A 24,414-nucleotide genomic window follows, 5' to 3' on the forward strand; every position below is an offset into this window, starting at 1 on the left:
CTTAGCCCCCGAGCGTCTCGCTCAGCCCCTGAACGTCTCGCTCGGGCCCTACACCAGCGAGCGCTCGGTCCGAACGCCGAGAAACGCCGCCGCCCCGACGACGACGGCGAGGAGCGCCGTCGGCCAGAAGCCGAGGCCGGCGTCGACGCCGACGTTCGTCAGGAGCGTGAAAACGAGGAAGACGGGTAGCACCACGCCGGCGGTGAGGAGCCACGGCGTCGCGAGCGACGCCGCCAGACCGCCTGCCCCGGATCGAAGCTCCGCGACCGCGTCGCGGCCGAGCACCCAGCCGACGAAGACGAGCACCGCTGTGAGACCGGCCGTCAGGAGCGTGTCGACGAGGGGGCCCGCGACGAACCCGAACACGCCGACGCCCGCGACGGTGGGGTTGATCGCACAGATCCCGCCGGTCACGACCACCGCGGCGGTGACGAGCGCGACGGCCCGGGGGCGCGAGAGGCCGTACTCGTCGACGAGGAAGGAGACGGGGATCTCGAGCATACTGATCGACGACGACAGCGCCGCGAGGACGACGACGCCGAAGAAGGCCGTCGCGACGAGCGCGCCCGCGGGGAGCTGCGCGAACGCGCCCGCGAGACCGACGAACAGCGCCCCGGGGCCGGGAGCGGTCTGGGAGGGGTCCACGCCGAGTGAGAAGAGCAGCGGGAACACCACCAGACCGGCGAGGACGCCGACGAGCGTGTTGAGGACGGCGATGACCGTCCCGTCGAAGGGGAGCGACCGGTCCTCGTCGATGTAGGAGGCGTACGTGATCATCGTCCCCGCGCCGAGAGAGAGCGTGAAGAGCGCCTGCCCGGCCGCCGGGCCGAGGACGTCGAAGAAGTTCGCGCGGACCGTCGCCAGGTCGAATCGGAGGTAGAAGGCGTACGCCTCGGCCGCGCCGGATCGCGTCCCCGCCCAGACGGCGAGCCCGATGAGCAGCGCGAGCACCGCGGGCATCATCACTTTCGTCCCGACTTCGATGCCGCGGCGAACGCCCGCGTAGACGACGACGGCGGTCAGCCCCAGAAAGAGCAGGTGGAAGCCGAGCGCGTCGAGGCCGGCGGCGGCGCCGCCGAAGTACTCGCCGGGCGCGGCGAAGTAGGCCGGCGCACCGCCGACGATTCCGAGCGCGCTCTCGGCGAAGTACCGCAGAATCCACCCGCCGACGACGCTGTAAAAGGAGATCAGCGCGATCGCGGTGACGACGTAGAAGGCGCCCCACGCGCCCCACGCCCGCGACCCCGAGAGGTCCCGGAGCGCGCCGACCGGACTCTTCTTCCCGCGCCGGCCGACGACGAACTCCCCGAGGAGCCCGGGGACACCGACGACCAGAACGATGCCGAGATACACGAGGAGGAACGCGCTGCCGCCGTTGTCCGCGGTCACCCACGGGAACCGCCAGATGTTCCCGAGCCCGACCGCCGATCCCGCGGCGGCGAGAATGAACCCCGCCCGTGTCGCCCACGTCTCACGTGCCATTGGTTCTCAGTCCACCGCTTTCGAGTAAGTCGCTTTCGGACCGGAATCTACAGTCGGCGAAGACTGACATCTTCACCGAGTGAAGCGTCGACTTCGGCAACGTGGTGACGCGGATTCTGCTCCGGCGGAACCCGCCAGACTTTCGTCGGCGCGGTCCATCCCACGGCGTGATGTCGGACCAGCCCTCCATTTCGCCGTTCGAGTCGCCTCCGAGCCCCGAACCGTCGACGACGACCGCCGCAGACGGCCGGCAGATCGCGTACGCGACGTACGGCGACCCCGACGGAACGCCGGTCGTGTTCCTCCACGGAACCCCCGGATCACGCCGACTCGGGGCGCTCTTTCACGCGGACGCGCGAGAGCGCGGCGTTCGAATACTGGCACCCGACCGACCGGGGTACGGACGATCATCGCCCCGGCCGCTGTCTGGGGTGCGTGAGGCGGGACCGCTCGTCCGCGCGCTCCTCGACGACGCGGGCGTCGAGCGAGCCGGGATTATCGCGTTCTCCGGCGGGAGTCCGTTCGCGCTCGCCGCGGCGGCGACGTGTCCGGAGCGGGTGCGGCGGGTCGACAGCGTCGCCGGCGTGGCTCCGCCGGGATCGACCGACGACCTCCCGATCGTCCAGCGGTTGCTCTCGGGACTGGCGACGCGGGCGCCGTCACTCCTCGCGGGACTGCTCAGGGGACAGGCGGTCCTCGCGCGGCGGCTTGACCCCTCCTTCGTCGTCGCACAGTACACGACCGGTGGGGACGAAGCCGTCCCCGACGCCGTCGCGTCCGTCGTGAGGGACGATTTCCTCGAAGCGTTCGCACGCACCCGTGCCGGTGTCGTCACCGAATTCCGGCTCACGGCGGCGGAATGGGGGATCGACTTCGAGGAAGTCGACGCCGACGTCCGTCTCTGGCACGGAGACGACGACACGAACGTCCCGATTGACGGCGTCAGGCGGCTCCGGGACCGGTTGCCGTCCGCTGATCTCCGCGTGCTCGAGGGGGCCGACCACCTCGGCACGCTCCTTCGGAGCGTCGACGACGTGCTGGGGGTGCAACGGTCGTCCGCTGACGACGGCCGCGCCGGACGCTTTTGAATACCAGAAACTGGCCGGGGGCAGGCTTATGATCTATTACTATAATGATCAAACGTGATTAATATGGACCACGTCGTGATCGCCGGGAGCGGTCGGGTCGGTGTACGGGTGGCCCAGCACTTCGCCGACCGGGGACGAGCAGTCACCGTGGTGGACCCCGAACCGGACGGGGACGTCGAGGGCGACGGGGTCGAGGTCATTCAGGGCGATGCGACGAAACCGTCGGTGCTCGAAGCGGCCATCACCGACCGGACGGGTGTCGTCGGCGCGCTCACTGACAAGGAGGACACGAACCTCGTGATCTGTATGGCGGCAAAGCGGTACGCGACCGGGATCCGTACCGTCGCCCGCATCGAGGACCGGGCCGGCGACGAGTACGAGGCGTACGTCGACGAGGTGTACTTCCCCGAGCGCGCCAGCGTCCGCGCGGCCGTCAACGCGCTCGCCGGGAGCGACGTTCGAACCTTAGAGGAAGTCACCGGCGAACTCGAGGTCCTCGACGTCAGAATCGACTACGACGCGCCGGCCGCGGGAGCAGTCGTCGCCGAGGCGCTTCCGGAGGGCTCCGTCGTGATCGCTGAGTCCGGCGGCCACGTCGCCGTTCAGCACTCCACGAGACTGGTGAACGGTCGTCGCTACCTCATCGCGGCCGACCGCGACGTCGTGGGCGAGGTCATCGCGCAGTGTCGCGGTGAGTGACGTCTGCCGGGATTCGTCTATCAGTGCGTACGGTCTCGATTCGGATAGTACAGCAGAGGGACGTCTACTCCGAATCGTCTTCGGAGCTGTCGTTCGCATCGAGGATCTCGGCCGCTACGTCCCTTACGCGTTGCCGATGGGACGCCGACATCTGTACGCTCTGGGCTGCATCGAGTTGGTCGTTGACGACCGCGTTCTGCTGTGGTCCCCACGTCTCGGTGGGCTCGGATCTGATGTACTCGACCCAGCGCTTGATGCCCTCGATGCGTTGCTCTCGGTTGCGCTCGTGCTTCGTCTCGAGGTGTTCAGGCGCGTTTGAGTCGCTCATATTCGTCTTTGACGTCGAGTCGCGTTACCCACTCTTCGAGGCGGGCCACACTAAGACTTTCCTCGAAAAGGGTGTAGAGGTGAACCGCATCCTCGATGTCTTTTTGTGCACCGAGGTGGAGCTTGTATCCGATTTGAAGCTCTAGCGGTCCAATCGGGAGCGTTTCATCGCCGATTCTAGCCGCGATAGCCTTTTCGAGGGATGCGTGATCGAACTCATCACGTGCGAATTTAACTTCGAGATGCGGTGTGATCTGGTCTTCCGGGGCGACCCAGATGTTATCGCCATTGTCGAGCATCTCATACATCGACGTGAGAGGCATCGCCGGTCCCCAGAACCCGCTCTCCGTAAGCGTCTCTGCGAGTTCGTCTGCGGTCTCCTCGTCGATCTGTTCGATGAGGACGTCGACGTCTTCGGTGGATCGTGCTCGTCCGGCGAGTATGGAGACGTACCCTGCGATGTAGACGTGTTCGATGTCAAACTGATCGAGGATTTCGGAGAACCCAATCGCCAGCTCGTCGAGCCGATTCGGCTCACGCTCGACGGTGAGTGTTCCCCCCCGTAGCTCGATACCGCCCATAGCTGTTCGTGGACAGGTGGCCGCATAAATCGTTGGAAGTGGTATGTTCAGCCACCTTTTTCATCGTCGGGTTTCCTCGCTCACTCCGTTCGCTGCGGGAACCGCTCCTCGAAGAATCTGGACTAAAAACCCCGACTCCGCCGTCTTCGACGGCTCCGTCGATGAACCGCTCGCTCACTTCGTTCGCTCGCGGATGCTCAAGGCGCACGCCTCCCCAACGGTTCTTTCACCGAGGGTATTCTCTATAAAACCGACCGAAGTCGGTCCTACAACGGCGGAATGATCGCGGGGTTCTCGGCGAAGAACAGCGTCTGGATCCCCAGATACAGGGTGAGGAGCACGGCGAGGACGACGATCGTCCGGACGAGCCACAGCCACGTCATGCCGACGCCCGAACCCAGCCCGGAGCCCGCGAGGACTTCCTCGACGGCCGGGCGGCCGTACACCCAGCCGATGAACAGGAGGACGCCGAGCACCGACAGCGGGAGCAGGAGCTGGTAGGCGAGCGTGTCGAACCACGTCAGCCACGCGGTGTCCCACGCCGAGGGGACGCCGAGCAGGAAGATGAGCCCGCCGAGTGCCGTGGCGATCTGCGGCCGCCGCGCGCCGTAGTGGTCGACGGCGTAGGAGACGACGACCTCGAGCAGGCTGATCGCCGAGGAGAGCGCCGCGATGAGGACGACCGCGAAGAAGACGGCGCCGACGAGGCGGCCGGCCGGAAGCTCGGCGAACGCCGTCGCGAGGCTGACGAACAGCGCGCCCGCGCCGCCGGAGCCGGGTTCGACGCCCTGGACGAACAGCAGCGGGATCACGACGAGGCCGGCGAGGACGCCGACCGCGCTGTTGAACACGACGACCGTGATGCTGTCGCCGAAGAGGCTCTGATCGTCGCCGACGTAGGACGCGTAGGTGATCATCGCGCCCATCCCGAGCGACAGCGAGAAGAACGCCTGGCTCACCGCGAAGGGGATGACCTCCGTGAGCGGCCCGCTGAATGAGGGAAGCGGATCGAAGGACACGCTCAGACTGAGTTGTGAGAGGTCCGGTGAGAGGAAGTAGCTGTACCCCGGTGTCGCGCCGGGGAGCGTGAACACCCAGACGGCGAGGACGCCGAGGATGACGACGATGCTCGGCACCATGAGCTTCGTCGCCCGCTCGATCCCTTCCTCGATCCCGCCGGCGACGATCGCGACGACGAAGATCATGAACAGCGCGTGGAGCGCGAGCGCGTCGAGGCCGGCGGAGACCTGTCCGAAGTAGCTGGCGGGGTCGGCGAAGTACGCGCCGGTGGCGCTCCCGCCGATGTATCGCAGCACCCATCCGCCGACGACGCTGTAGTACGACAGGATCCAGAAGCCGATGCCCACACCGAGGACACCCACCCACTTCCAGCTTCTGTGCCCCAGTTTCTCGAAGGCGCTGATGGCGTTGAGGTTGCTCTTCCGCCCGATGACGAACTCCGCGAGCATCGCCGGGAGGCCGATACCCAGCGCGGCGACGAGGTAGACCACGAGGAACGTCGCCCCGCCGTACTCGGAGGTCTTGAAGGGGAACTGCCAGATGTTCCCGAGTCCGACCGCCGAGCCGACGGCGGCGAGGATGAACCCCGCGCGCGTCGCCCACGTCTCTCGTTGACTCATTCTTTCTGCATCTACTCAGTCGAGAAGTGATAAGACATGCGATAATCGTGCGTATACTGCACAACAATTGTACACAAGAGATTCAGAGAGAATAGTTCTGTACATTCGATGATTGTGGCCCACGCTGTCTCTATATCGACCAGCAACGCCTCGACGTCCCCGCCGAGGTCACTGACTGAGATACTGGTTCAGTTCGCGGAATTGGTCGGGCGAGAGTACGGTCTCGGTATCGAACGCGTCGAATCGCTCGACGTCGTCGTCGATCGTCAACACAGTGGACACACCCTCGTCGATCGCGACCTCCGCGTAGTAGCTGTCCCATCCCTCGACGTTTGCATCGCTGGCTCGAGAAAACGCGTCCCGGACGACAGTACGGGTGATTTCGTCGTGCCAATGGATTCGGTTTGCGTCCAAGAAATTCTGCAAAAGCCGAGACGCCTCCTCGTTTGAGCGTCCGTAGTACGTCGTCAAGACGTTGTGAGCCCCGATTACTGCAGGATATGGAACGACCGCATCGATCTCACCAACGATGCCCGCTCGGACGTATTCTAGTGCAGCATCGCGAACTGGAGCGTCCGTATGGGCGAGTGCGATCACTCCGACGTCGAAGAGATACGGACCATTCCGCTCACTCATCGGCGTCTCGCTCTGCACCGCTTCGAACAGTCTCTCTGTGTTTCCGGGCGACCGGATCGACATCTGTGTCAAGTGGTCGGGTCTCTTCGCTTGCTGGTGATGTCTCTGCGATGAGCTCTTCCATCCGCTCGACAATCTCTCGTGGATCGTCTTCGGGTTCGACGACGGCCTTCCCGTCTTTCTCGTGGACCTCCACCTCGGTCCCGGGCTCGATTCCGAGTCGCTCCCGGACGCGCTGTGGGAGGACGATTCGCCCTTTGGAATCCACTTTCGCCATATTCCCACCTACAGTGGGACGGGATATAATCGTGTTGCCTATAGTAGCGTTTGCAAGTCTTCGCTCACTCGATCGCACGACTGCGTGCGATCGGATGCGCAATTAGTTGCAAACGCTACTATCGCCACTGTGGACCACTTACTACAGTGCACGTGAACAAATTCGAAGCGTATCGACGCTAGTCGATGACGCGAACCACCTACGGCGTGACGACCAACTTTCCGACGAAGCTGTCTTCCAGCACCGCGCGCTGCGCCTCGGCCGTCTCATCGAGGTCGTAGGTCTCGTGAATCACGGGCGCGACTTCGTCGCGGGCGCAGAGGTCAGCGAGGCGGGCGAGCACCGCGCCGACGTCGTCGGCGTTGTACATCGACATGAACTGATAGCGGATCTCCTTGCCCTTCGTGATCCCGATGTCGTCGAAGCCGCCTTCGGCCGTGTCGTTGCCGATGCCGATCACGCGCGCGCCGGCGTTCGCGACGTTCGCGTTGAACTGGAGATACCGGTCCATATGCAGGTCGACGACGACGTCCGCGCCGCCGGCGTCGACGACGGCCTCTTCGAGGTCCGCGCGGGTGTAGTCGAAGACCTCGCTCGCGCCGAGCGCCTCGAGGTCCGCGGCGTCGTCGGGCGAGGCGGTCGCGTGGACGCGCGCGCCCGTCGTCTCCGCGAGCTGGATCGCGACGTGGCCGACGCCGCCGCTCCCGCCGTGGACGAGCACCGTCTCGGCGGGTTCGACCGCGGCGTGGTGGACGAGCGCCTGCCACGCGGTCGTCCCGACGAGCGCGACCGCCGCGGCGGTCTCGAAGTCGACCGCCTCGGGGAGGCGTGCGAGGAGGTCCGCGGGTGCGCTCACCGCCTCGGCGTACGATCCGGGCCGCCCGTTTCCTAATCCGGTCCCGAACACGCGGTCGCCGACGGCGAAGGCGTCGACGCCCCCGCCGACGGCGGCGACGGTGCCGGCGACGTCCGAACCGCCGATGAAGGGGAGGTGCGGGACGGGGTACTCGCCCTCCCGGAAGTACGTGTCTACCGGGTTCACCGCGGCGGCCGCCACGTCGAGGAGGACCTCGCCGTGGCCGGGTTGGGGGTCGTCGACCTCGTCGACCGTCAGTACCTCGGGACCGCCGTGCTCGTGGAATCTGACTGCGCGCATCAGCCGGTGGTTGGAGAAGCGGCGTGATAAAATCGGAGGAACGGTGCTCGCCTTCTATGCGGGGCAGGCGCAATACCACGGCGTTCAGGCCGTGGATACGCGCCGTCACTCAGGGACACAATTCACCGACAAATTGCAGAGCCGAGTTTCCAATCCATGCGTTGAAGTACCAAGAACCGCTATACGTCGGTAAGGTCAGGTCGGAACGGAGTGGATTCCGAACGACCTTCGGAGGCGGCCAGCCCGCCACTTAATGAGACAGTATCCGAAACACCGATGCGATGAACGCGAATCCTCGAAGGATTCGTCTTGTGCCCGTCGGTCGAGCAAGCCCACGATACCTCCGAGTCCGGCGACGTGTCAGCGATTCCCTGCTGGCAAACACAACAGATGGGAGTCAACGACGCTGAGGATAGGAGTAACAGCCGCTTGGCACGGCTAACCAGCCACCGACCACGACGACTGGGTTAGATGCGGACTCCCGTAAAGTGGCGGCATCGATGGTTGCAAACCTGAAACTCCCACCGCTCGGGATTCCTCCGCCTTCAGGCGGAGGAGGATGTCAACCTGCGGTTGTGCTCCGTCACGGGGTCCTCATCGCTCCGACTGCCGATTGCTAGGTCCGGATGGTCAGAAGTAGTTTGTATTAGCTAGAATTATTTAGCACCCCCTTAATCGGCGTGTATGCATCTAGCTGACAGGGAACACATCATACTCGTTTTCGTCGTGATCGCACTGCTCGCTGTGGGGGTTCTCTCGGGGGGCGCCGCTGCGGCGTCGCCGGGGGGTATCGCCGTCGACAACCCGGCGGACAGCGCCGAAGCGGACCACGAGTGGAACGCGACGCTCCCGTCGGGAGCGAACGGCACGCTCGAGCACTTGATCGTGAACTACACTGGCACTGGAGCCGACCTTACCGATCCCGGGATCTACGTTCAGGGAGTAACCGCCAATCAGAGCACGGTGACGGTCAAGTCGATGTCGTTCGAGAGCGGTACGAAGGCCAACCTGACACTCGGTTCGCCTGTCGTCGTCTCGGAGGGCGATCGCGTCAACTTCACCGCGATCAACGTTCGGAACCCGTCGACAGCGACGACGCACACCGCCTCAATCGAACTGAACAACTCGACGGAGACGTTCGGTTCGAAATCGGAGTCGTTCACCATCGAAGCGGGCGGCGATATCAACGGGACTGTAACGAACTCGTCGACAGAGATGTCCGGCGTGTCCGTGATGGCGTTCAACGCCACGACGGACGAGTACATTACGTCGACCCAGACGGATGCTAGCGGGAACTACTCGTTCCGATTCGTTCCCGACAAGTACAGGATCGAACCCAGTGCGACCGCGTACGCCGTTGATGCGGTGAACGTGACGGTTTCGCAGGGATCCACCTCGGTGCAGGACTTCACGCTGACGAAGAAGGGGTACCTGAACGGGACGGTCACGGATCAGGGCGGAAACGGCGTCGGCGGGATCAACCTCATCGCAGACGAGCGCGGCACGAGCGACGGACGGGGTACTACGACTGCCCCCGACGGGTCGTTCTCGTTCCGACTGAAACCGGGGCAGTACGACCTCGTCGCCTACGACAACGACGACTACGAGTTCGAGCTCACGGCCAACCTCACGGTTAGCTCGGATCAAGAGACGGTCAGCGGACTCACGGTAACCGAGAAGCCCGCTTCGGGGACCGTCACCGGCAGAGTCGTCACCGCTGACGGGACGCCGATCACCGGCGAGCGCGTGTCGGCGGGCGACTCCAGCTACAGGTACTACAACTCCACGATGACAAACGGGAGCGGGTACTTCACGCTCCGGGTGCCGGAAGGGGTCTATCGGGTGAGCACTAATCCGAGCGGCCGCCCGGCAGAGCGGGAGACCGGCGTATCGGTCACCGCGGGCGAGCCGACCGACGTCGAACTCGTCGTTCCCGAGAGGGCCTACGTCACCGGCCGCGTGACGAACTCCAGCGGCGGCGTCCCGAACGTCCCCATCCTGGCCGACTCCGATGACGGTCAGTACTTCAATATGACCAACGCGACGGGCCACTACAACATCACCGTCGCACCGGGCGAGTACACGACCTCGGTGTTCGCTAGCGGTCAGGACGCCGAATCGAAGACGGTTGATGCGACGACCGGCAGCGTCTCGACCGCCGACTTCACCCTCGTCAAAACCGAGGTTGTCGCCAAGTCGGTCGCGATCGAGAGCGGCCCCGGCAGCGAAGCGGAACTCGGTGTCCGAGCGCAGGTGTCCAGCGGCCTCCTCCAGATTCAGCTGGTCAACGAGAGCCAGACTCCCGGCAGCAGCGTGGGCGCACCGCAGGAACTGGAGTCGATGGGCGTGAGTGATGACACGGAGTTCAACATCACCGTCACGGTCACGAACTTCAGCGCGGACTCGCTGCTGTGGGGCCTCGACGACGCCCACTACTCGACCACCGAGAACGAAACCGTGACCAACGGGACCGACGTCACAATCACCGGTAAGCCGGTGACGCTTCAGGCGACCCGGTCCAGCGGAACCAGTGTCGGTCCGCTGCTATTCAAAGATCCGGGAGACGTTCAGTGGCCGACAGAGCGTAAGGACCGCGCGGACGAGGGATTCAACAAGACGGTTTACATCGGCATATTCGATCTCGCGAACGTTCCCGGCGAGGTTCGCGAGACGTTGCGCGGCGTGAGCGTAACGACGAACGCCCAGCGGTTCTCGACGCCGGCAGTGAAAGACGAGAGCCTGCGTATCTGGATCGCCGGCCCGTCGACGACCGTCGACGGCGAGGAGCACACCGGGTTCTACCAAGCGACGATTCCGGACGCGCTGCTCGACGAGTGGGGCGTCGACGACCCGGAGACAGAGCTGCAAGCGCTGTATAAGGGATCGAGCCGCGATTTCACCGTGACTGAGACAGCTGGCGGCGCGCGCATCCGACTCGAGAACATCAACTACTCCGCCGGCTACGTCGAAGTCCAGGCCAACCCGCAGAGCGACGGGCCGAGCAGTTCGGGCAGCGACAGTGACAGCAGCGACGACACCCCGACGCCGACTGCGACGCCTGCCCCGACGGATTCACCGACGCCGACGGTGGTCGAGACGGCGACACCGACCGCGGCGTCCGGCGACGACGCCGGAAGCGACAGCCCGACGCCGACGGACTCGCGCGTGACTGACCGGAAGACGACCGCCTTCGGCGGACAGACGAGCCAACCGATGCCGGGGATGGGCGTCGGTGCGGCCGTTCTCGCGCTGTTAGGATCTGGATTGCTCGTCGGCCGCCGCCGGTAGTTCGCACCGTCAGCCGTCGGCGGTAAGTCACACCGTCAGCCACCGATAGTTTCGCGCCCCGAATCGATCACGTTGCGGTCGGCGTCGCTGTCGACCCCCGCCGTCGAGGAAACGATATCGACGGGCTTTATGCAGGCGCGAACCCCTCATTCGGACGATGCGCTTACACGAATACCAGGCGAAGGACGTCTTCGCCGACGCCGGCATTCCGGTGCCCGAGTCGCACCTCGCGACCACCGTCGAGGAGGTCGTCGAGGCCGTCTCGGAGATCGGGTTCCCGGCGGCGATCAAAGCACAGGTACACGTCGGCGGCCGCGGCAAGGCCGGCGGAATCAAGATCGCGACCACCGAGGACGAGGCCCGGGAGTACGCCGACGACATCCTCGGAATGGACCTGAAGGGGTACACGGTCGAGAAAGTCCTCGTCGAGGAGGGCGTCGACTTCGAGAACGAGCTCTACGTCGGCATCACGATGGACCGCGGCGAGGGCGAGCCCGTCGCGATGGTCTCGACGGAGGGCGGCGTCGACATCGAGTCCGTCGCCGAGGAGACGCCCGAGGCGATCGCCCGCGAGCACATCGACCCGGCGTTCGGCCTGCATCCCTACCAGGCGCGAAAAGCCGTTTACGACGCGGGCATCCCCGGCGACGTCGCCGGCGACGTCGCGTCGATCCTCTCGACGCTCTATGACCTCTATGAATCCAAGGACGCCTCCGAGGTCGAGATCAACCCCGTGATGGTCACCGCGGACCGAGAGGTCGTCGCCGCGGACGCCGTGATGAACATCGACGAGGACGCGCTGTTCCGTCAGCCCGACCTCGCGGAGATGGAGGACGAGGCGGCCGCCGACGACCTCGAGCGAAAGGCCAACGAGTACGGCTTCGACTACGTCCGCCTCTCGGGCAACGTCGGGATCATCGGCAACGGCGCCGGGCTCGTGATGACGACGCTCGACCTCGTCGATTACTACGGCGGCGCGCCCGCGAACTTCCTCGACATCGGCGGCGGCGCGAAGGCCGAGCGCGTCGTGAACGCGCTGGACATGGTCTTCTCCGACGACAACGTCGACGCCGTCGTCTTCAACATCTTCGGCGGCATCACCCGCGGCGACGAGGTCGCGAAGGGAATCAACGAGGCGCTCGGCGAGTTCGACGAGATCCCGAAGAAGGTCGTCGTCCGCCTCGCCGGCACCAACGCGGAAGAGGGAATGGAGATCCTCGACACCGACCTCGTCGACGTCGAGGCGACCCTCGAGGACGCGGTTCAGCGAGCGGTCGAGAACGCACAGGAGGCAAGCCAATGAGCATCTTCGTCGACGACGACACGCGCGTTGTGGTACAGGGAATCACCGGTGGGGAAGGGAAGTTCCATACCGAGCAGATGATCGAGTACGGCACGAACGTCGTCGCGGGTGCGGTGCCCGGAAAGGGCGGCCAGAAGGTCGCCGGTGTCCCCGTCTACGACACCGTCGACGGGGCCGTCGAGGCCGAGGACGCGGACGCCTCCGTGATCTTCGTCCCGCCGGCGTTCGCTGCGGACGCCGTCTTCGAGGCGCTCGACACCGACCTCGATCTCGTCGTCGCCATCACCGAGGGCATCCCGACGCAGGACATGGCGAAGGTCAACAAGCGCCTCTCGGAGACCGACACCCGCCTCCTCGGGCCGAACTGCCCCGGGATCATCACGCCCGGCGAGGCGAAACTGGGCATCCTCCCCGGGAACATCTTCGAGTCGGGCAACGTCGGTCTCGTCTCCCGCTCGGGGACGCTGACGTATCAGGTCGTCTCGAATCTGACCGAGAGAGGGATCGGCCAGACCACCGCGATCGGCATCGGCGGCGACCCGATCATCGGGACGTCGTTCATCGACGCGCTCGAAGCCTTCGAGGCCGACCCCGACACGCACGCGGTCGCGATGTGCGGGGAGATCGGCGGCGAGGACGAAGAGCAGGCCGCGAAGTACATCGCGGAGAACATGGACACGCCCGTCGCGGGCTTCATCGCCGGCCGCACCGCGCCGCCGGGCAAGCGGATGGGCCACGCGGGCGCGATCGTCTCCGGGTCCGGAACGGGAACCGCAGAATCGAAGATCGACGCCCTCAACGACGCCGGCGTCCCCGTCGGCGACACGCCGAACGAGGTCGCCGACCACATCGAAGGCTTCCTGTAGCCTTCCCGTTGCGTCTGTTTTTCATCGACTGTGGAATAGTTTACTTGGTGGAAACGTTTACTGCCACGGCGGTCGAGATACAACTATGGCTACTGCAGTGAAGGTCGATGAGAGCGCAAAATCCCGGCTCGAAGAGCTCCAGGCCGAGATTCGCCTTCGGACGGGCGAGAAAGTCACGCAGCAGGAGCTCCTGACGCGGTTGATAGACGACGCCTACGAATCGCGCGAAGCGGTCATCGACTCCTTCCGCGAGACCACCGTACCGCTCTCTGCAGCGGAGAAAGAAGCGATGCGCGAGGGTCGGATCAGTTCGGGCGTCGAAACCGACGAGGGAGACGTCGACGAGATTCTGTACGGATGACCGTGCTCGTCGACACAGGTGTCCTGTATGCCGACCACGACACGGACGCGACGAGACACGACTCGGCCGCTGCGGCGCTCGAAGCGGTTTACGATGGGGAGATGGGACATCCGTACATCAGCGACTACGTGTTCGACGAGGCGATCACGCTCGCTCGCAGAAGGACGGGGTCCTTCTCGTCCGCCAAACACCTGAGCGATCGGCTCCGAGGGGTCAGGGGGTACCCGGCGGTCTACGAGATGCTTCACGTCTCGGCGACCGTCTTCGACGACGCGGTGGCGGTATTCGAACGGTACGACGATCAGCGTCTGAGCTTTACGGATGCGACGACGATCGCGCTTACCGAACGCCACAGCATTGACCGAGTGTTGAGTTTCGACGACGACTTCGATGGTATCGTCCAGCGGACTGACCCGGAAGTCGTGTGAGTTGATACATCCTTTTCGGGCTCTTCCGTCCCGAACTCCTTTATTGTGAGACCGTGACAAGGAGACAATGCGCGTCAGCGAAATCAGCTCGTCGTCGGTGGTCACCGTGGACGTCGAGGCCTCGCTCGCCGACGCCGTCGGTCGGATGCTGGAGGCCGGAGTCGGCAGCGCGGTCGTCACCGACGACGGCGCGCCGGGCGGCATCGTCACCGAGAGCGACGTGCTCGACGCGGCGTACCGAACTGACGACCCGTTGTCGGAGATTCCCGTCAGGAAAGCGGCGAGCGCGCCGCTGGTCACGACCGGTCCCTCGGCGTCCGTCCGCCACGCGGCCCAGCAGATGCGGAAGAACGACGTCCACCGGCTCGTCGTCGTCGACGGCCTCGACGTGGTCGGCGTCGTCTCGACGACCGATCTGATCGCCAACTTCGCGGCCATTCGAGAGGACGAACGCAGGCACGCGGACGCCGAGTACGACTGGCTCACGCGCGAGGACGTGCGGTGAGAGCGACGCGCCCTACGGTGGATCCACCGCGTCGTTGAGTCGGCGTACCGTTCCGCGGTCGTAGGCGTCGCGCCAGCGCTGGAGGACCGCCCGCGCGACGAGCGGGAGTTCCGTGACCTCGATGCACGATCTCTCGACGGGTCGACTCGGCGCATCCGGCGGCGGATGGAAGTGGTGCGTCGGAGCGTCGGGTTTCGGGTGGCGGTCGAATCGGAAGTTCTGCGTCGCGTCGTCGGTGTGATGGAACGCGTAGTGTCCGCTGACGCTCCATCGAACGTCGAGGCGCGCCGTCGTCGCGTCACCGACGCCGTCGGAGAACTCGATCGAGAGCGTCTGTGGATTCAGCGGATCGACTAACTCCGCATTCTCGACGAGCGGTTCCGACTCGACGAACAGATCTCGTATCTCGCGCAACGCCCCGGCGTCTATCGGACCGAACCCCTCGGGGCGTTCGGTCCCTGATTCGCCCCGGCCGCTCATACGACGACGGACGAACCGCTTTCGCCCTCGTCACGGTCGCCACCGAGGAGGCGACCTGTGCGGGAGGCCTCTCCGATGGCGAGGGCGGCCTGCGCGAGCGCTAGGTTGCGACGAGTCGTTTGCCACTCGGTGAGGACGTCGCCGTGCTCCGTGTCCGCGTCGGCGACGCCGAGTTCGCGAGCGAACTCCTCCGGCGTCTCGACGCCGTACTCCTCACGCCAGGATCTCACCTTCGATTTCATCGCCGCGATTCCCTCGGCGATTTCCCCGGTCGAGCGCTCCGAGAGGAGCTGTTGGGCGTGTTCGGTGACGATTGCCGTTTCGGACCGCCGATAGCGCGTCGCCTCACCGCTTTGATCCGTCACGACCTCGCCGGCGTCGACGAGTGTCCGGAGGTGTTTGCGCGCGGTCGTCGGGGAGACGCGGGCGCGGTCGCTGATGGCTGCGGTGGACTGCGGATCGTAGGTTCGCTGGACGACCGCGTACACGCGTTCGAACGGCGTCGTGTCGTTCACCCACTCCTCGCTGACGTGCTCGTTCACGTCGTGGGAGCCGTCCGAGTTATCGGGCATTATGAACTCTGTACGTCGGATTAGTATAATAATCTGTGGACTACTATATTGTTTTATTGGCCACGCAGCCGACCTTCGGAACCGTCATCAGCGTCGAGGCGAAAGTCTCGAACTGAGAAGATGTCGCCGTCACCACCGTCGAACCCTCGATCGGGGGCGACCCGGCGCGCGTTCCTCGGCAGCGTCGCCACCGGGGGGCTGCTCGGCACGGCCGGCTGTCTACAGACGCTCGGTTTCCGCCGCGAGTCGGCGTGGCGCGATCCGCCGCTGGCCGAGGATCGCCCCGACGCCGTCTACGTCCCGGCGATGACCGAGGGAATGGGGATGTACGGCAAGACGACAGCCGGCCGGTACGGCGTCGCGCTCACGTACTCCTACCCGCACCGCTTCTGGACGCTTTCGGGGACCGACACGTCGAAGACAGTCGTCGAGGCCGACGACGACGTCCACCTGATGGTGTCGCTGTGGGACACCGAGACCGGACAGGCGCTGCCCGTCGACTCCGGGCTGGACGTCGAGATCCGGAACGACGAGGGGCTCGTCACCCAGGAGGTCGCCTATCCGATGCTCTCCCAGCAGATGGGGATGCACTACGGCGACAACTACGCGCTCGACGGCGAGGGCGCCTACGAGGCGCACGTCCGCGTCGGCGGCGTCTCCGTCCGACGGACCGGCGGCTTCGCGGGCGCGTTCGAGTCGGCGGCGACGGCGACGTTTGACGTCGAGTTCGACGCCGACGAGCTACGAAAGGTCTCCATCTCTCGACCGGAGAACGCGGGTGAGCGCGGCGCGGTCCCGCCGATGGAGATGGGGGAGATCCCGGTGGGGCGGGCGCCCGCAGTCGAATCGCTCCCCGGTCGACACCTCGGGCGCGCGGGCGCCGAGCAACGCTCGGCGGACAGTCGGACCGCGTCCGGCGACGCCGTCTTCGATGCGTTCCTCGTCGGCGAGGATACGAGCGACGGAGACAGCACCGACCAGCGGTTCGGCGCGTCGCCGTACCTGTACGTCTCCGTGCGGACCCCCCACAACGAGATTACGCTCCCGATGATGGGACTGCGCGCCACGCTGTCTCGAGACGGCGAGCCGATATTCGAGGAGACGCTGCGGTCGACACTGGATCCGGAACTCGGCTATCACTACGGCGCGGTTGCTCCCGCCCCGCACGTGCGCAAGGGCGATCAACTGCGGGTCAAGACGACGACGACGCCGCAGATCGCCCGCCACGACGGTTACGAGACGGCGTTTTTCGAGACGGGCGACGTCTCGATTGACGTGTCGTGATCGCGGGCGGATCTGGACCGCGGGCCCGGTGCGCTCTCGGGGCGACGATGGGGATTTACGTGTCCGCCGCGTTCGTTATGTGTGAATTCTAACGACGTTCGACGAGCGTGGGTGGAGCGCTCCGGGGAGTACTCGCCGGCGTACTACGCCTACCACGGCCCGAACGAGACGAGCGACGTCCTCCGCGAGATTCTTGACCGACACGTCGACCGCACCGCGGCCGTCTTGGAACTCGGGTGCAGTTCCGGACGGCACCTCTCGCACCTCCACGACTGCGGGTTCGAGGACCTCTCGGGAGTCGACATCAACGACGAGGCCTTCGACGTGATGGAAGACGTCTACCCCGATCTCGCCGCGAACGGGGAGTTCTACCTCGGCGCGATCGGAGACGTCGTCGGCGACTTCGACGACGGTCAGTTCGACGCGGTCTACTCCGTGGAGACGCTCCAGCACATCCATCCGGACTCCGCGTGGGTCTTCGAGGAACTGGCTCGGATCACGGACGAACTCCTCGTCACCGTCGAGAACGAGGGCGACCCCGACCGGACGGGATCGGCCGACCCGGCGGTGAACTACGTCAACGACGACGTCCCGCTCTACTACCGCGACTGGAACGGGGTGTTCACCGATCTGGGACTGGTCGAAGTCGACGTCCGATCGATGCGGCGAGACACCGTGCGCGCGTTCCGCACGGCGTCGAAGTAGCGTGAGGTCTGGGCGCCGAAAGGAGAGCCGCTGACGACGGATTCGTCCCGCTCCCGCACAGAAGCGTCGAACCCACGCCGGGTCTGGAAACCGATCTCACCCGAAACGGACGACGACGATCAGCTCGCGCGCGCGCTGTCGATCGCGACCGCCGAGCCGCGCAGCGCCGACTGCGTGTCGTCGGTCGATCCGTCATCGGTCGATCCGTCATCGGTCGATCCGCCCGCGCTCTCGGAGCTCTCGGAGCCGTCACCGCCCGAACTGCCGCCGATCTGGAGCTCCTGTTCGCTCCGTTCGAGTTCGACGCTCAGGGTGCCGTCCGCGTCGCCGTTGACCGCACCCTCCGAGACCGAGAGGTCAGACTGGTAGGTGACGAGCGAGCCGTTGTCGGTGATCGTCGGCGACGTCGAGAGCGTGTACGGACCGGTCGCGCGAACGCTCACGTTCGTGTAGCCGTTGTCCGGACCGTACTCGTCGTATCCGGTCGTCGAGTACGGCAGCGTCATCTCGAACTCCCCGTCGGCGTTCGTCTCCGCCTGCTGCGTGTAGGTGAACGTGGAGTTCGTGTTCGGGATCCGGAGCTCGGTCTGTGCGCGCACCGTCGCGTTCGCGGGCGCGCCGCTGCCCTCGACGGTCGCCCCGGGGACGCGCTCGAAGGTCTTCACCCACGCGGGGTTACTCGGAACGGTCGCCTGCGGGTTGACACCGGCGACTCGGGCGTCTTGGAAGTTGTTCCGCAGGATCGAGTTGCTCGCGGAGGTGTCGCTGACGTGCGCGAGGCGGTAGTGCTCTAACGCCTCGACGCGCTCGGCCGGGTACTGTCCGATCCCGCCGAGTTGCGACGTCTCGTCGTTCGCGACGTACTCCTCGGCGGCGCTCATATTATCGAAGGTCCGGACGAAGCTGTCCTCGCCCTGCGGGTTGGCGGGGACGGTGAGCGAGTCGCCGCCGGTGGTCTGGACCTCGCGGGTCTCCCAGTCGACGACGACCGGCGAGGGCTCCTGTGCGCTCCCGTGGTAGTAGTACAGCTTCGTCATCGTGCTGTCGTAGAAGCGGTCGGTGCGGATCGAGGTGGTCCCGACGAACTGCCCCTCGTTCGCGTCGTCGAAGCGGTACATCGTCCGGACGAAGTCCTCGCGGGAGACGTTCTCTTCGGCGCTGTAGAACACTGTCGGCGCACCGAACTTCGATCCCGGCGTCGCCATCTGCCAGTCGACCATCACGTATCGGGTCTGGTCCCCCTCGGTGCTCTGGGAGGTGAGAACGTTCTCGGATTGAGTCTCGTTCGGCGCGAGCAGGAAGTTCGCCGCGGTACCGGCGTTCTGCTGGAACGGGTTCGCATTCGGAATCCGCTCTCCTTGGACGGTGATCCAGTGGCCGTAGTCCCACCACGACATCACGCCGTAGGCCCCGTCGGGGTACTCGAAGTCGTCGGTGCGCTCGTAGGTACCGTAGTACTCCAGCTGATCGGCGTTGCCCGCGCCGCCGAGGTTCCCTTCCTCGGGCGTGTTACCCTGCATCCATTCGAGGGACTCGTCCCAGACGGTGACCGCTCCGGGCCCGTTGCTCTGTGCCTGTTCCCACGCGGGCGAGGTCGAGGTGTTGCCGACGGTGATAGGGACCATCAGCGCGGGGCCGAGGATCAGCAGGATCGCGGCGACGACCGCGAGCACCTGATAGCCGTCGATGTCGTCGACCGCTTCGCGCGCGGAGGTGTCGAGATCCACCCACGAGAGTATCTGGCCGAAGAGGTATGCGTTGAAGACGGCGGCGACGACCGCGAGGTAGTAGTTGAATCGGACTTGGGTAAAGGCCATCGCGGTGATGAACACCGCCCAGACGACGAGGAAGAGCTTCTCAGAGTCGTATTCTGTAATAAAGGTCGCGCCGACGATAATCGCCGAGACGATGAGCAGCCCGGCGACTTGGTCGTCGACGCCGACGACGCTCTCGATGCCGCCGAGGATCGCGGGCACGAGGAAGATGAGTGCGATGACCGCGAGCCCGCCGGCAAGGTAGCCGTATGCGCGCTGGGTTCCCTTCTTCACGAGCGGTCGGCCGTGGAACCAGATTGCGGCCAAGAGTCCGGTGAAGAACGTCAGCCCGTACTCCAGCGAGATCCGTCCGGCGGCGTCGACGCCGTAGCGCTGGAGGTTCGAGGGGGAGATGAACGGCTGGGCCTCGCCGATGGTCCGAGCCGACGCGCCCGCGGAGAAGCCGACGATACGGAGGAGGTTGTTGACGACGAGATCGGTAATTCCGAGCGGGAGGACGGCGAGGACGCCGATTCCGACGATCGCGATGCCGGCGACCGCTGCCGGGTAGAGGCTCGTGTCGAGATCGGTGTCCTCCCACACGCGTGCGAGCCACGAGAGGACGACCGCCGCGACGGCGACGCTCAAGGCGGCCAGCGGCTGGAGGAGCGACGGATCGTTCGTATCGAAGCCGACGACCTCCAAAGAGAGCAACGCCATCACGGTCACGACGAGCATCCCTGTCGCGATCACGAACGCCGTCGGCTCGGGCGTCTGGCCGTTGACGACGTCGCTCGTGATCTTCACGAGTGCGAAGACGCCGACGATACCGACGAGGACGACGCCCGGCGGCCACATCCAGAGGAAGATACCGGTGAGAAAGCCAGCGAAGAGGCTCCACTTCAGCGGCTCTTCGAGCGTGTCGAGCGTGCGGTTCTCGATGAGCTCCTCGCGGACGACTTCCCAGACGGGCATCGTTCGCTGGGCCTTCTGGAGAGCGACCACGAGACCGGCGACGGCGAGCGCCATCGCGAGCGGTTCGATCGCGTTGTGATCGGCGGTGCCGACGAGCGTCCGGTTGAGGAACGATCCGGGGAGCAGTAGCAGGACGACAGCGCCGAAGAGTCCCGCGAGCCGGCCGGCGAGACGTTTTCCAATCACGTAGACAGGGATTGCCGTGAGCGCGCCGGCGATCGCTGGCGCGACGAGGAGGACTTTCCCGACGAGTTCGGGACTCGGTGAGCCGAGCCCGATGATCAGGGCGACGGTGGCGACGATCTGGTCGTAGAGCGTCCCGAACTGCCCGGCGAAGGTGCCGTAGGGAAAGCCCGTCCACGGATCGAACGGCATCGTAGACGGCCAGTTCTGGACCGCGTACATCGTCGACCGGAAGTGGTACCAGGCGTCGTTGCCCGAGAAGAACACGTCGCCGTCTCGGATGAAGTTGCTGTACGACTGGAGTCGGATGGCCGCCATCGCGACGACCACGAGGAGGAGCGCGGGAACGTGATACCAGTCCTCGACGATATCGAGAACGGACTGGTCCCCACCGCCGTCTGTTTCGCTGCGCGAACCCATTATGAAGAGATTGTTTCGGAAAGCGCGAATAAGCCTTTTGTTAAGCGGACGAGCGTCGACGCGGTCGCAGGCCGCCCCCCTATGTGCTGTCACTCGGCCGTGACGCTCGATTCCGCCTCGTCGACCTCGTATCCCTCTTCGAGTCTCCGTTCGGCCTCGTCGCGGTCCTCGGGGTAGCCGACGTCGATGCGCCAGCCGTCCATCCGGATGGCGTCGATCGTCCGACCGGACTGGATGAGCAGGTTGATCGCGTCCGAAAGCTCGTATTCGCCGCGGTCCGACGGCTGCACGAGGTGACACGCGTGGAAGATCGCCGGCGAGAACGTGTGTAAGCGACGAAACTCAGAGTAAAGTCGACGAGATTTGAGGTCAAGACCGTGAAAGGAATCTTGATTCTCACCGTCAGAGATATCGGTGTGAGCAGTATCTTGATTCCCGTCGCTATTACCGACGAGATCTCTATTTCTCGCCATTAACTGACGTTGAGACGAGTAACAACCCTTACGGTACCGCGTCGGCATCTCTCGACCGATGAAAGTCTCCGTCGTCATCTGTACGTACACGCTTGACAGCTACGAGCACTTCGAGGAGGCCGTCGAGAGCGTGGTGAATCAGACGTACGACAACGTCGAAATCGTTCTGGTCTCTGACGGAAACGAGGCGGCTTTCGAGCGTCTGCGGAATGACTACGGGGATCTCGAGGATGTCGTCGTAACGATGACTGACGAGAACGTCGGTATCTCGGCGGCGCGCAATCACGGGATCGAGTATGCCTCCGGCGATATCGTAGCCCAGATCGACGACGACGCGATCGCCGATCCCGAGTGGATCGAAGAGCTCGTCGGCGTATACGAAGACACCGATGCCATCGCCGTCGGCGGGAAGATGACAGCCGCGTGGGTCGCCGGCAAGCCCTCGTTTCTCCCCGAGGAGTTCTACTGGCTGATCGGCGTCACTCACCGGGGATTTGCCGAGCCCGGAGAGGAGGTGCGAAACACCTTCGGCTCGAACATCTCGTTTCGGCGTGAGGTGATCGAGGAGCTGGGCGGATTCGATCCGCACGTCGGCCGGAAGGGCGACGCCGAAATCCAAGCGCACGAGTCCGAACTCGGAACGCGATTGCGACGCGAGTTCGGCCGGGGGGTCATCTACAACCCTGACGCAAAGGTCGCGCACAAGGTATTCGACTACCGAACTGATCCGGCATGGCTGGCAAAGCGCGCATTCTGGCAGGGCTACTCGAAGCGCGCGCTGGAGACGTTGATCTCCGATGCCGAAAGCGGCGAAGAGTCGGACTTCCTCCGGTATTTACTTCTGGAATCGGTTCCCGACCGGCTCCGTCGATTGTTTCGGGACCCCTCGCGAGCGCGTGTGAGTCAGCTCGTCTGGCTCCTCTTGTTGACCGGACTGGTTGGGTTCGGATACTTGTACGGGATCGTCAAGTGGCGGTAGCGGAGGCAGTTCGGCTCGGAATAACAAGCCTAACAAGCCGCGGTGACGCAGGGACGGTCAATGAGTACGCGAACCGCCGAGACAGTCGGCGTCGTCGGACTGGGTTATGTGGGCCTCCCGTTGGCGTTCGCTTTCGCCCGTTCCGGATACGACGTCGTCGGCGTCGATGTTAACGATGACCGCGTCGATGCGCTGGCGCGCGGCACATCGTACGTGACGGACGTGAGCGACGCTGAAGTCGAGCGCGCCCTCGACGCGGGCTTTCGACCGACGACGTCCTACGAGGATCTCGACGAGGTCGACGGCGTCTCGATCTGCGTGCCGACGCCGCTTCGGAAGACCGGCCAGCCCAATCTCTCGTTCGTCGCCAACGCGACGGAATCTCTCGCCACAGTCATCCCGGACGGCTGTACGGTCGTCCTCGAGAGCACTGTGTACCCGGGCGCGACCGAGGAACTCGTCGCTCCGACGCTCTCAGAGAACGGCAGAACCGTCGGCGAGGATGTCTTCGTCGCCTTCTCACCCGAACGGATCGATCCGGGACGAGAGGATTACCCAATCACAGCGATCCCGAAGGTGCTCGGCGGCGTTACGCTGGTATGCGGTGACCACGCTGCCGCGCTGTACGAACCGGTCTTCGACGAGGTCATCCGCGTCGAGTCGGCGACGGAGGCCGAACTGGTGAAGCTGCTGGAGAACACTTTCCGGGCGGTCAATATCGGACTGATCAACGAGGTCGCACAGATCGCCCACGAACTCGACGTGAACGTCTGGGACGTCGTCGACGCCGCCGCGACGAAGCCGTTCGGGTTTATGCCGTTCTACCCCGGTCCCGGACTGGGCGGACACTGCATCCCCGTCGATCCGCTGTATCTCTCTTGGAAGGCCGGACAACAGGACATCCAGACGCGATTCATCGATCTCGCCGATCAGGTGAACCGCGAGATGCCGAAGCACGTGGTCCAGCGCGTGATGGAACTGCTGAACGACGAGGGTCTCGCGGTGTCGCGGTCTTCGGTGCTCGTTGTGGGCGTCGCTTACAAGCCGGACGTCTCCGACGTCCGGGAATCTCCTGCCTACGACGTGATCGGCCTACTGGACGATTACGGAGCCGAAATCGTGTACCACGACCCGCACGTTCCCGAGTTCGAGGTCGAGGGGCGCGAATACGAATCAGTCCCACTGGCTGAGGGACGGTTGCGCGACGCCGACTGCGTGTTGGTGCTGACCGACCATTCGGTCATCGACTTCGATCGGATCGCCGATTGGTCGTCGCTGGTGTTCGATACGCGGAACGCGACGAGCGGAAAAGAATCGAACGTCTGTCAACTTTAGGTACATACGGATTGTATCTGTCCGTTAACCGAATTAGAATTATTTCTTCGTGACCGCTTGCGGCGAATTTCGGCGAGAGGTCGAAGAACTATGTGTTGATGTTCTTCGCAGGGGCTCCAGCGACCGTTTCGTTTGCGTCCACGTCGTCTAAAACGACTGAGTTCGCCCCGATAACACAGCCATCACCCAGTTCGATGTCGCCGAGAATAACAGACCCTGCTCCGATCGAGACGCCGTTGCCGATTGTCGGGTAGCCTGCGGAACGCTCTGGGCTTCTTCTTCCGATCGTGACGTTCTGACGGATGAGAACGTTTAACCCAACGTCAACGTCGTGCCCAACAACGATCCCAACGGGATGTGGAAGCTCTGTACTTGCTGGGAGAACGGTCGAGATATCGCACGACATCAATATCTTGTGTTCGCGGAAAAGAACCGCGTTAAAAATATTAATTACGTTGAATCCGGTCAGATATTTCAACGTAAGATGTGAGGTCATAAACAACCCATCCGATTTCAACCGGTTTATAAATCTCCTGAGCAATCCCATAGCACGTCCGTTCGAGGGTCAATCAAATAACTGTTGGTGGATAGATCTCACTGTTTAGTAGCGTTTGCGC

23 protein-coding genes and 1 pseudogene are annotated in these 24,414 nt (G+C 64.5%); 12 read left to right on the forward strand and 12 right to left on the reverse strand.

Going from position 1 to position 24,414, the window contains the following annotated elements:
* Positions 1-48 precede the first annotated feature (48 nt).
* Positions 49-1,482, reverse strand: a complete 1,434-nt coding sequence (locus ACT3HL_RS03195) for a sodium-dependent transporter (RefSeq protein ID WP_445085367.1) — start codon at positions 1,480-1,482, stop codon at positions 49-51.
* Between the two features lie 170 nt (positions 1,483-1,652).
* Between ACT3HL_RS03195 and ACT3HL_RS03200 the strand changes: the two genes are divergently transcribed.
* Entirely contained in the window at positions 1,653-2,570 is a 918-nt protein-coding gene (locus ACT3HL_RS03200; protein WP_445085368.1) for an alpha/beta fold hydrolase, read from the forward strand.
* A 63-nt stretch (positions 2,571-2,633) separates the two neighbouring features.
* Positions 2,634-3,269, forward strand: a complete 636-nt coding sequence (locus ACT3HL_RS03205; protein WP_445085369.1) for an NAD-binding protein — start codon at positions 2,634-2,636, stop codon at positions 3,267-3,269.
* A 64-nt stretch (positions 3,270-3,333) separates the two neighbouring features.
* Here ACT3HL_RS03205 and ACT3HL_RS03210 read toward each other — a convergent pair whose 3' ends face one another.
* The 6 genes from ACT3HL_RS03210 to ACT3HL_RS03235 form a co-directional block, all read right to left on the reverse strand.
* On the reverse strand, positions 3,334-3,597 hold the full coding sequence (locus ACT3HL_RS03210) for a hypothetical protein (protein WP_445085370.1): 264 nt from the start codon (positions 3,595-3,597) through the stop codon (positions 3,334-3,336).
* Positions 3,575-4,177, reverse strand: a complete 603-nt coding sequence (locus tag ACT3HL_RS03215; RefSeq protein WP_445085371.1) for a hypothetical protein — start codon at positions 4,175-4,177, stop codon at positions 3,575-3,577. The genes ACT3HL_RS03210 and ACT3HL_RS03215 overlap by 23 nt, the downstream gene beginning before the upstream one ends.
* A 266-nt stretch (positions 4,178-4,443) precedes the next feature.
* A complete protein-coding gene (locus tag ACT3HL_RS03220; protein ID WP_445085372.1) occupies positions 4,444-5,817 on the reverse strand; it encodes a sodium-dependent transporter in 1,374 nt (457 codons plus the stop codon).
* A 168-nt stretch (positions 5,818-5,985) separates the two neighbouring features.
* The gene (locus tag ACT3HL_RS03225) at positions 5,986-6,453 is read right to left on the reverse strand and encodes a hypothetical protein (protein WP_445085373.1); all 468 of its coding nucleotides are present in this window, start codon (positions 6,451-6,453) and stop codon (positions 5,986-5,988) included.
* Positions 6,446-6,730, reverse strand: a complete 285-nt coding sequence (locus ACT3HL_RS03230) for an AbrB/MazE/SpoVT family DNA-binding domain-containing protein (RefSeq protein ID WP_445085374.1) — start codon at positions 6,728-6,730, stop codon at positions 6,446-6,448. The genes ACT3HL_RS03225 and ACT3HL_RS03230 overlap by 8 nt, the downstream gene beginning before the upstream one ends.
* A 199-nt stretch (positions 6,731-6,929) precedes the next feature.
* The gene (locus ACT3HL_RS03235) at positions 6,930-7,886 is read right to left on the reverse strand and encodes an alcohol dehydrogenase catalytic domain-containing protein (protein WP_445085375.1); all 957 of its coding nucleotides are present in this window, start codon (positions 7,884-7,886) and stop codon (positions 6,930-6,932) included.
* 684 nt (positions 7,887-8,570) lie between these two features.
* Between ACT3HL_RS03235 and ACT3HL_RS03240 the strand changes: the two genes are divergently transcribed.
* From ACT3HL_RS03240 to ACT3HL_RS03265, 6 genes are all read left to right on the forward strand, one after another.
* Positions 8,571-11,174: a carboxypeptidase regulatory-like domain-containing protein gene (locus ACT3HL_RS03240; RefSeq protein WP_445085376.1), complete on the forward strand. Its 2,604-nt coding sequence runs from the start codon at positions 8,571-8,573 to the stop codon at positions 11,172-11,174.
* Positions 11,175-11,331: 157 nt separating this feature from the next.
* Positions 11,332-12,477, forward strand: coding sequence for an ADP-forming succinate--CoA ligase subunit beta (gene sucC / locus ACT3HL_RS03245; RefSeq protein WP_445085377.1), 1,146 nt, complete (start codon positions 11,332-11,334; stop codon positions 12,475-12,477).
* The gene (sucD, locus tag ACT3HL_RS03250; protein ID WP_445085378.1) at positions 12,474-13,343 is read left to right on the forward strand and encodes a succinate--CoA ligase subunit alpha; all 870 of its coding nucleotides are present in this window, start codon (positions 12,474-12,476) and stop codon (positions 13,341-13,343) included. The genes sucC and sucD overlap by 4 nt, the downstream gene beginning before the upstream one ends.
* Before the next feature lie 85 nt (positions 13,344-13,428).
* Positions 13,429-13,704: a hypothetical protein gene (locus ACT3HL_RS03255; protein WP_445085379.1), complete on the forward strand. Its 276-nt coding sequence runs from the start codon at positions 13,429-13,431 to the stop codon at positions 13,702-13,704.
* Entirely contained in the window at positions 13,701-14,132 is a 432-nt protein-coding gene (locus tag ACT3HL_RS03260) for a PIN domain-containing protein (RefSeq protein ID WP_445085380.1), read from the forward strand. Before ACT3HL_RS03255 ends, ACT3HL_RS03260 begins: the two co-directional genes overlap by 4 nt.
* Before the next feature lie 67 nt (positions 14,133-14,199).
* Positions 14,200-14,637: a CBS domain-containing protein gene (locus ACT3HL_RS03265; protein ID WP_445085381.1), complete on the forward strand. Its 438-nt coding sequence runs from the start codon at positions 14,200-14,202 to the stop codon at positions 14,635-14,637.
* A 12-nt stretch (positions 14,638-14,649) separates the two neighbouring features.
* On the opposite strand, the gene ACT3HL_RS03270 is transcribed toward ACT3HL_RS03265, so the two are convergent.
* Entirely contained in the window at positions 14,650-15,117 is a 468-nt protein-coding gene (locus ACT3HL_RS03270; RefSeq protein ID WP_445085382.1) for a hypothetical protein, read from the reverse strand.
* Positions 15,114-15,689 (reverse strand): DUF7342 family protein, encoded by a 576-nt coding sequence (locus ACT3HL_RS03275; protein WP_445085383.1) that lies wholly within the window; start codon positions 15,687-15,689, stop codon positions 15,114-15,116. The genes ACT3HL_RS03270 and ACT3HL_RS03275 overlap by 4 nt, the downstream gene beginning before the upstream one ends.
* A 120-nt stretch (positions 15,690-15,809) precedes the next feature.
* Here ACT3HL_RS03275 and ACT3HL_RS03280 point away from each other — a divergent pair, with 120 nt between their 5' ends.
* Complete coding sequence (locus tag ACT3HL_RS03280; RefSeq protein WP_445085384.1) at positions 15,810-16,973, forward strand: DUF7350 domain-containing protein; 1,164 nt, start codon at positions 15,810-15,812, stop codon at positions 16,971-16,973.
* Between the two features lie 81 nt (positions 16,974-17,054).
* A complete protein-coding gene (locus ACT3HL_RS03285; protein ID WP_445085385.1) occupies positions 17,055-17,678 on the forward strand; it encodes a methyltransferase domain-containing protein in 624 nt (207 codons plus the stop codon).
* A gap of 119 nt (positions 17,679-17,797) precedes the next feature.
* Here the strand turns inward: ACT3HL_RS03285 and ACT3HL_RS03290 are convergent, their stop codons facing one another.
* Positions 17,798-21,010, reverse strand: coding sequence for an oligosaccharyl transferase, archaeosortase A system-associated (locus ACT3HL_RS03290; protein ID WP_445085386.1), 3,213 nt, complete (start codon positions 21,008-21,010; stop codon positions 17,798-17,800).
* Between the two features lie 89 nt (positions 21,011-21,099).
* A pseudogene (locus ACT3HL_RS03295) lies at positions 21,100-21,339 on the reverse strand (UTP--glucose-1-phosphate uridylyltransferase); the annotation flags it as partial.
* A gap of 202 nt (positions 21,340-21,541) precedes the next feature.
* Here ACT3HL_RS03295 and aglG point away from each other — a divergent pair.
* Both aglG and ACT3HL_RS03305 read left to right on the forward strand, forming a co-directional pair.
* Complete coding sequence (aglG, locus tag ACT3HL_RS03300; RefSeq protein ID WP_445085387.1) at positions 21,542-22,462, forward strand: glucosyl-dolichyl phosphate glucuronosyltransferase; 921 nt, start codon at positions 21,542-21,544, stop codon at positions 22,460-22,462.
* Positions 22,463-22,522: 60 nt separating this feature from the next.
* Positions 22,523-23,797 (forward strand): nucleotide sugar dehydrogenase, encoded by a 1,275-nt coding sequence (locus tag ACT3HL_RS03305; RefSeq protein ID WP_445085388.1) that lies wholly within the window; start codon positions 22,523-22,525, stop codon positions 23,795-23,797.
* An 88-nt stretch (positions 23,798-23,885) separates the two neighbouring features.
* Here ACT3HL_RS03305 and ACT3HL_RS03310 read toward each other — a convergent pair whose 3' ends face one another.
* Positions 23,886-24,293, reverse strand: coding sequence for a serine O-acetyltransferase (locus tag ACT3HL_RS03310; protein ID WP_445085389.1), 408 nt, complete (start codon positions 24,291-24,293; stop codon positions 23,886-23,888).
* Positions 24,294-24,414: the final 121 nt, after the last annotated feature.

This window comes from Halobellus sp. GM3 (assembly GCF_052545375.1).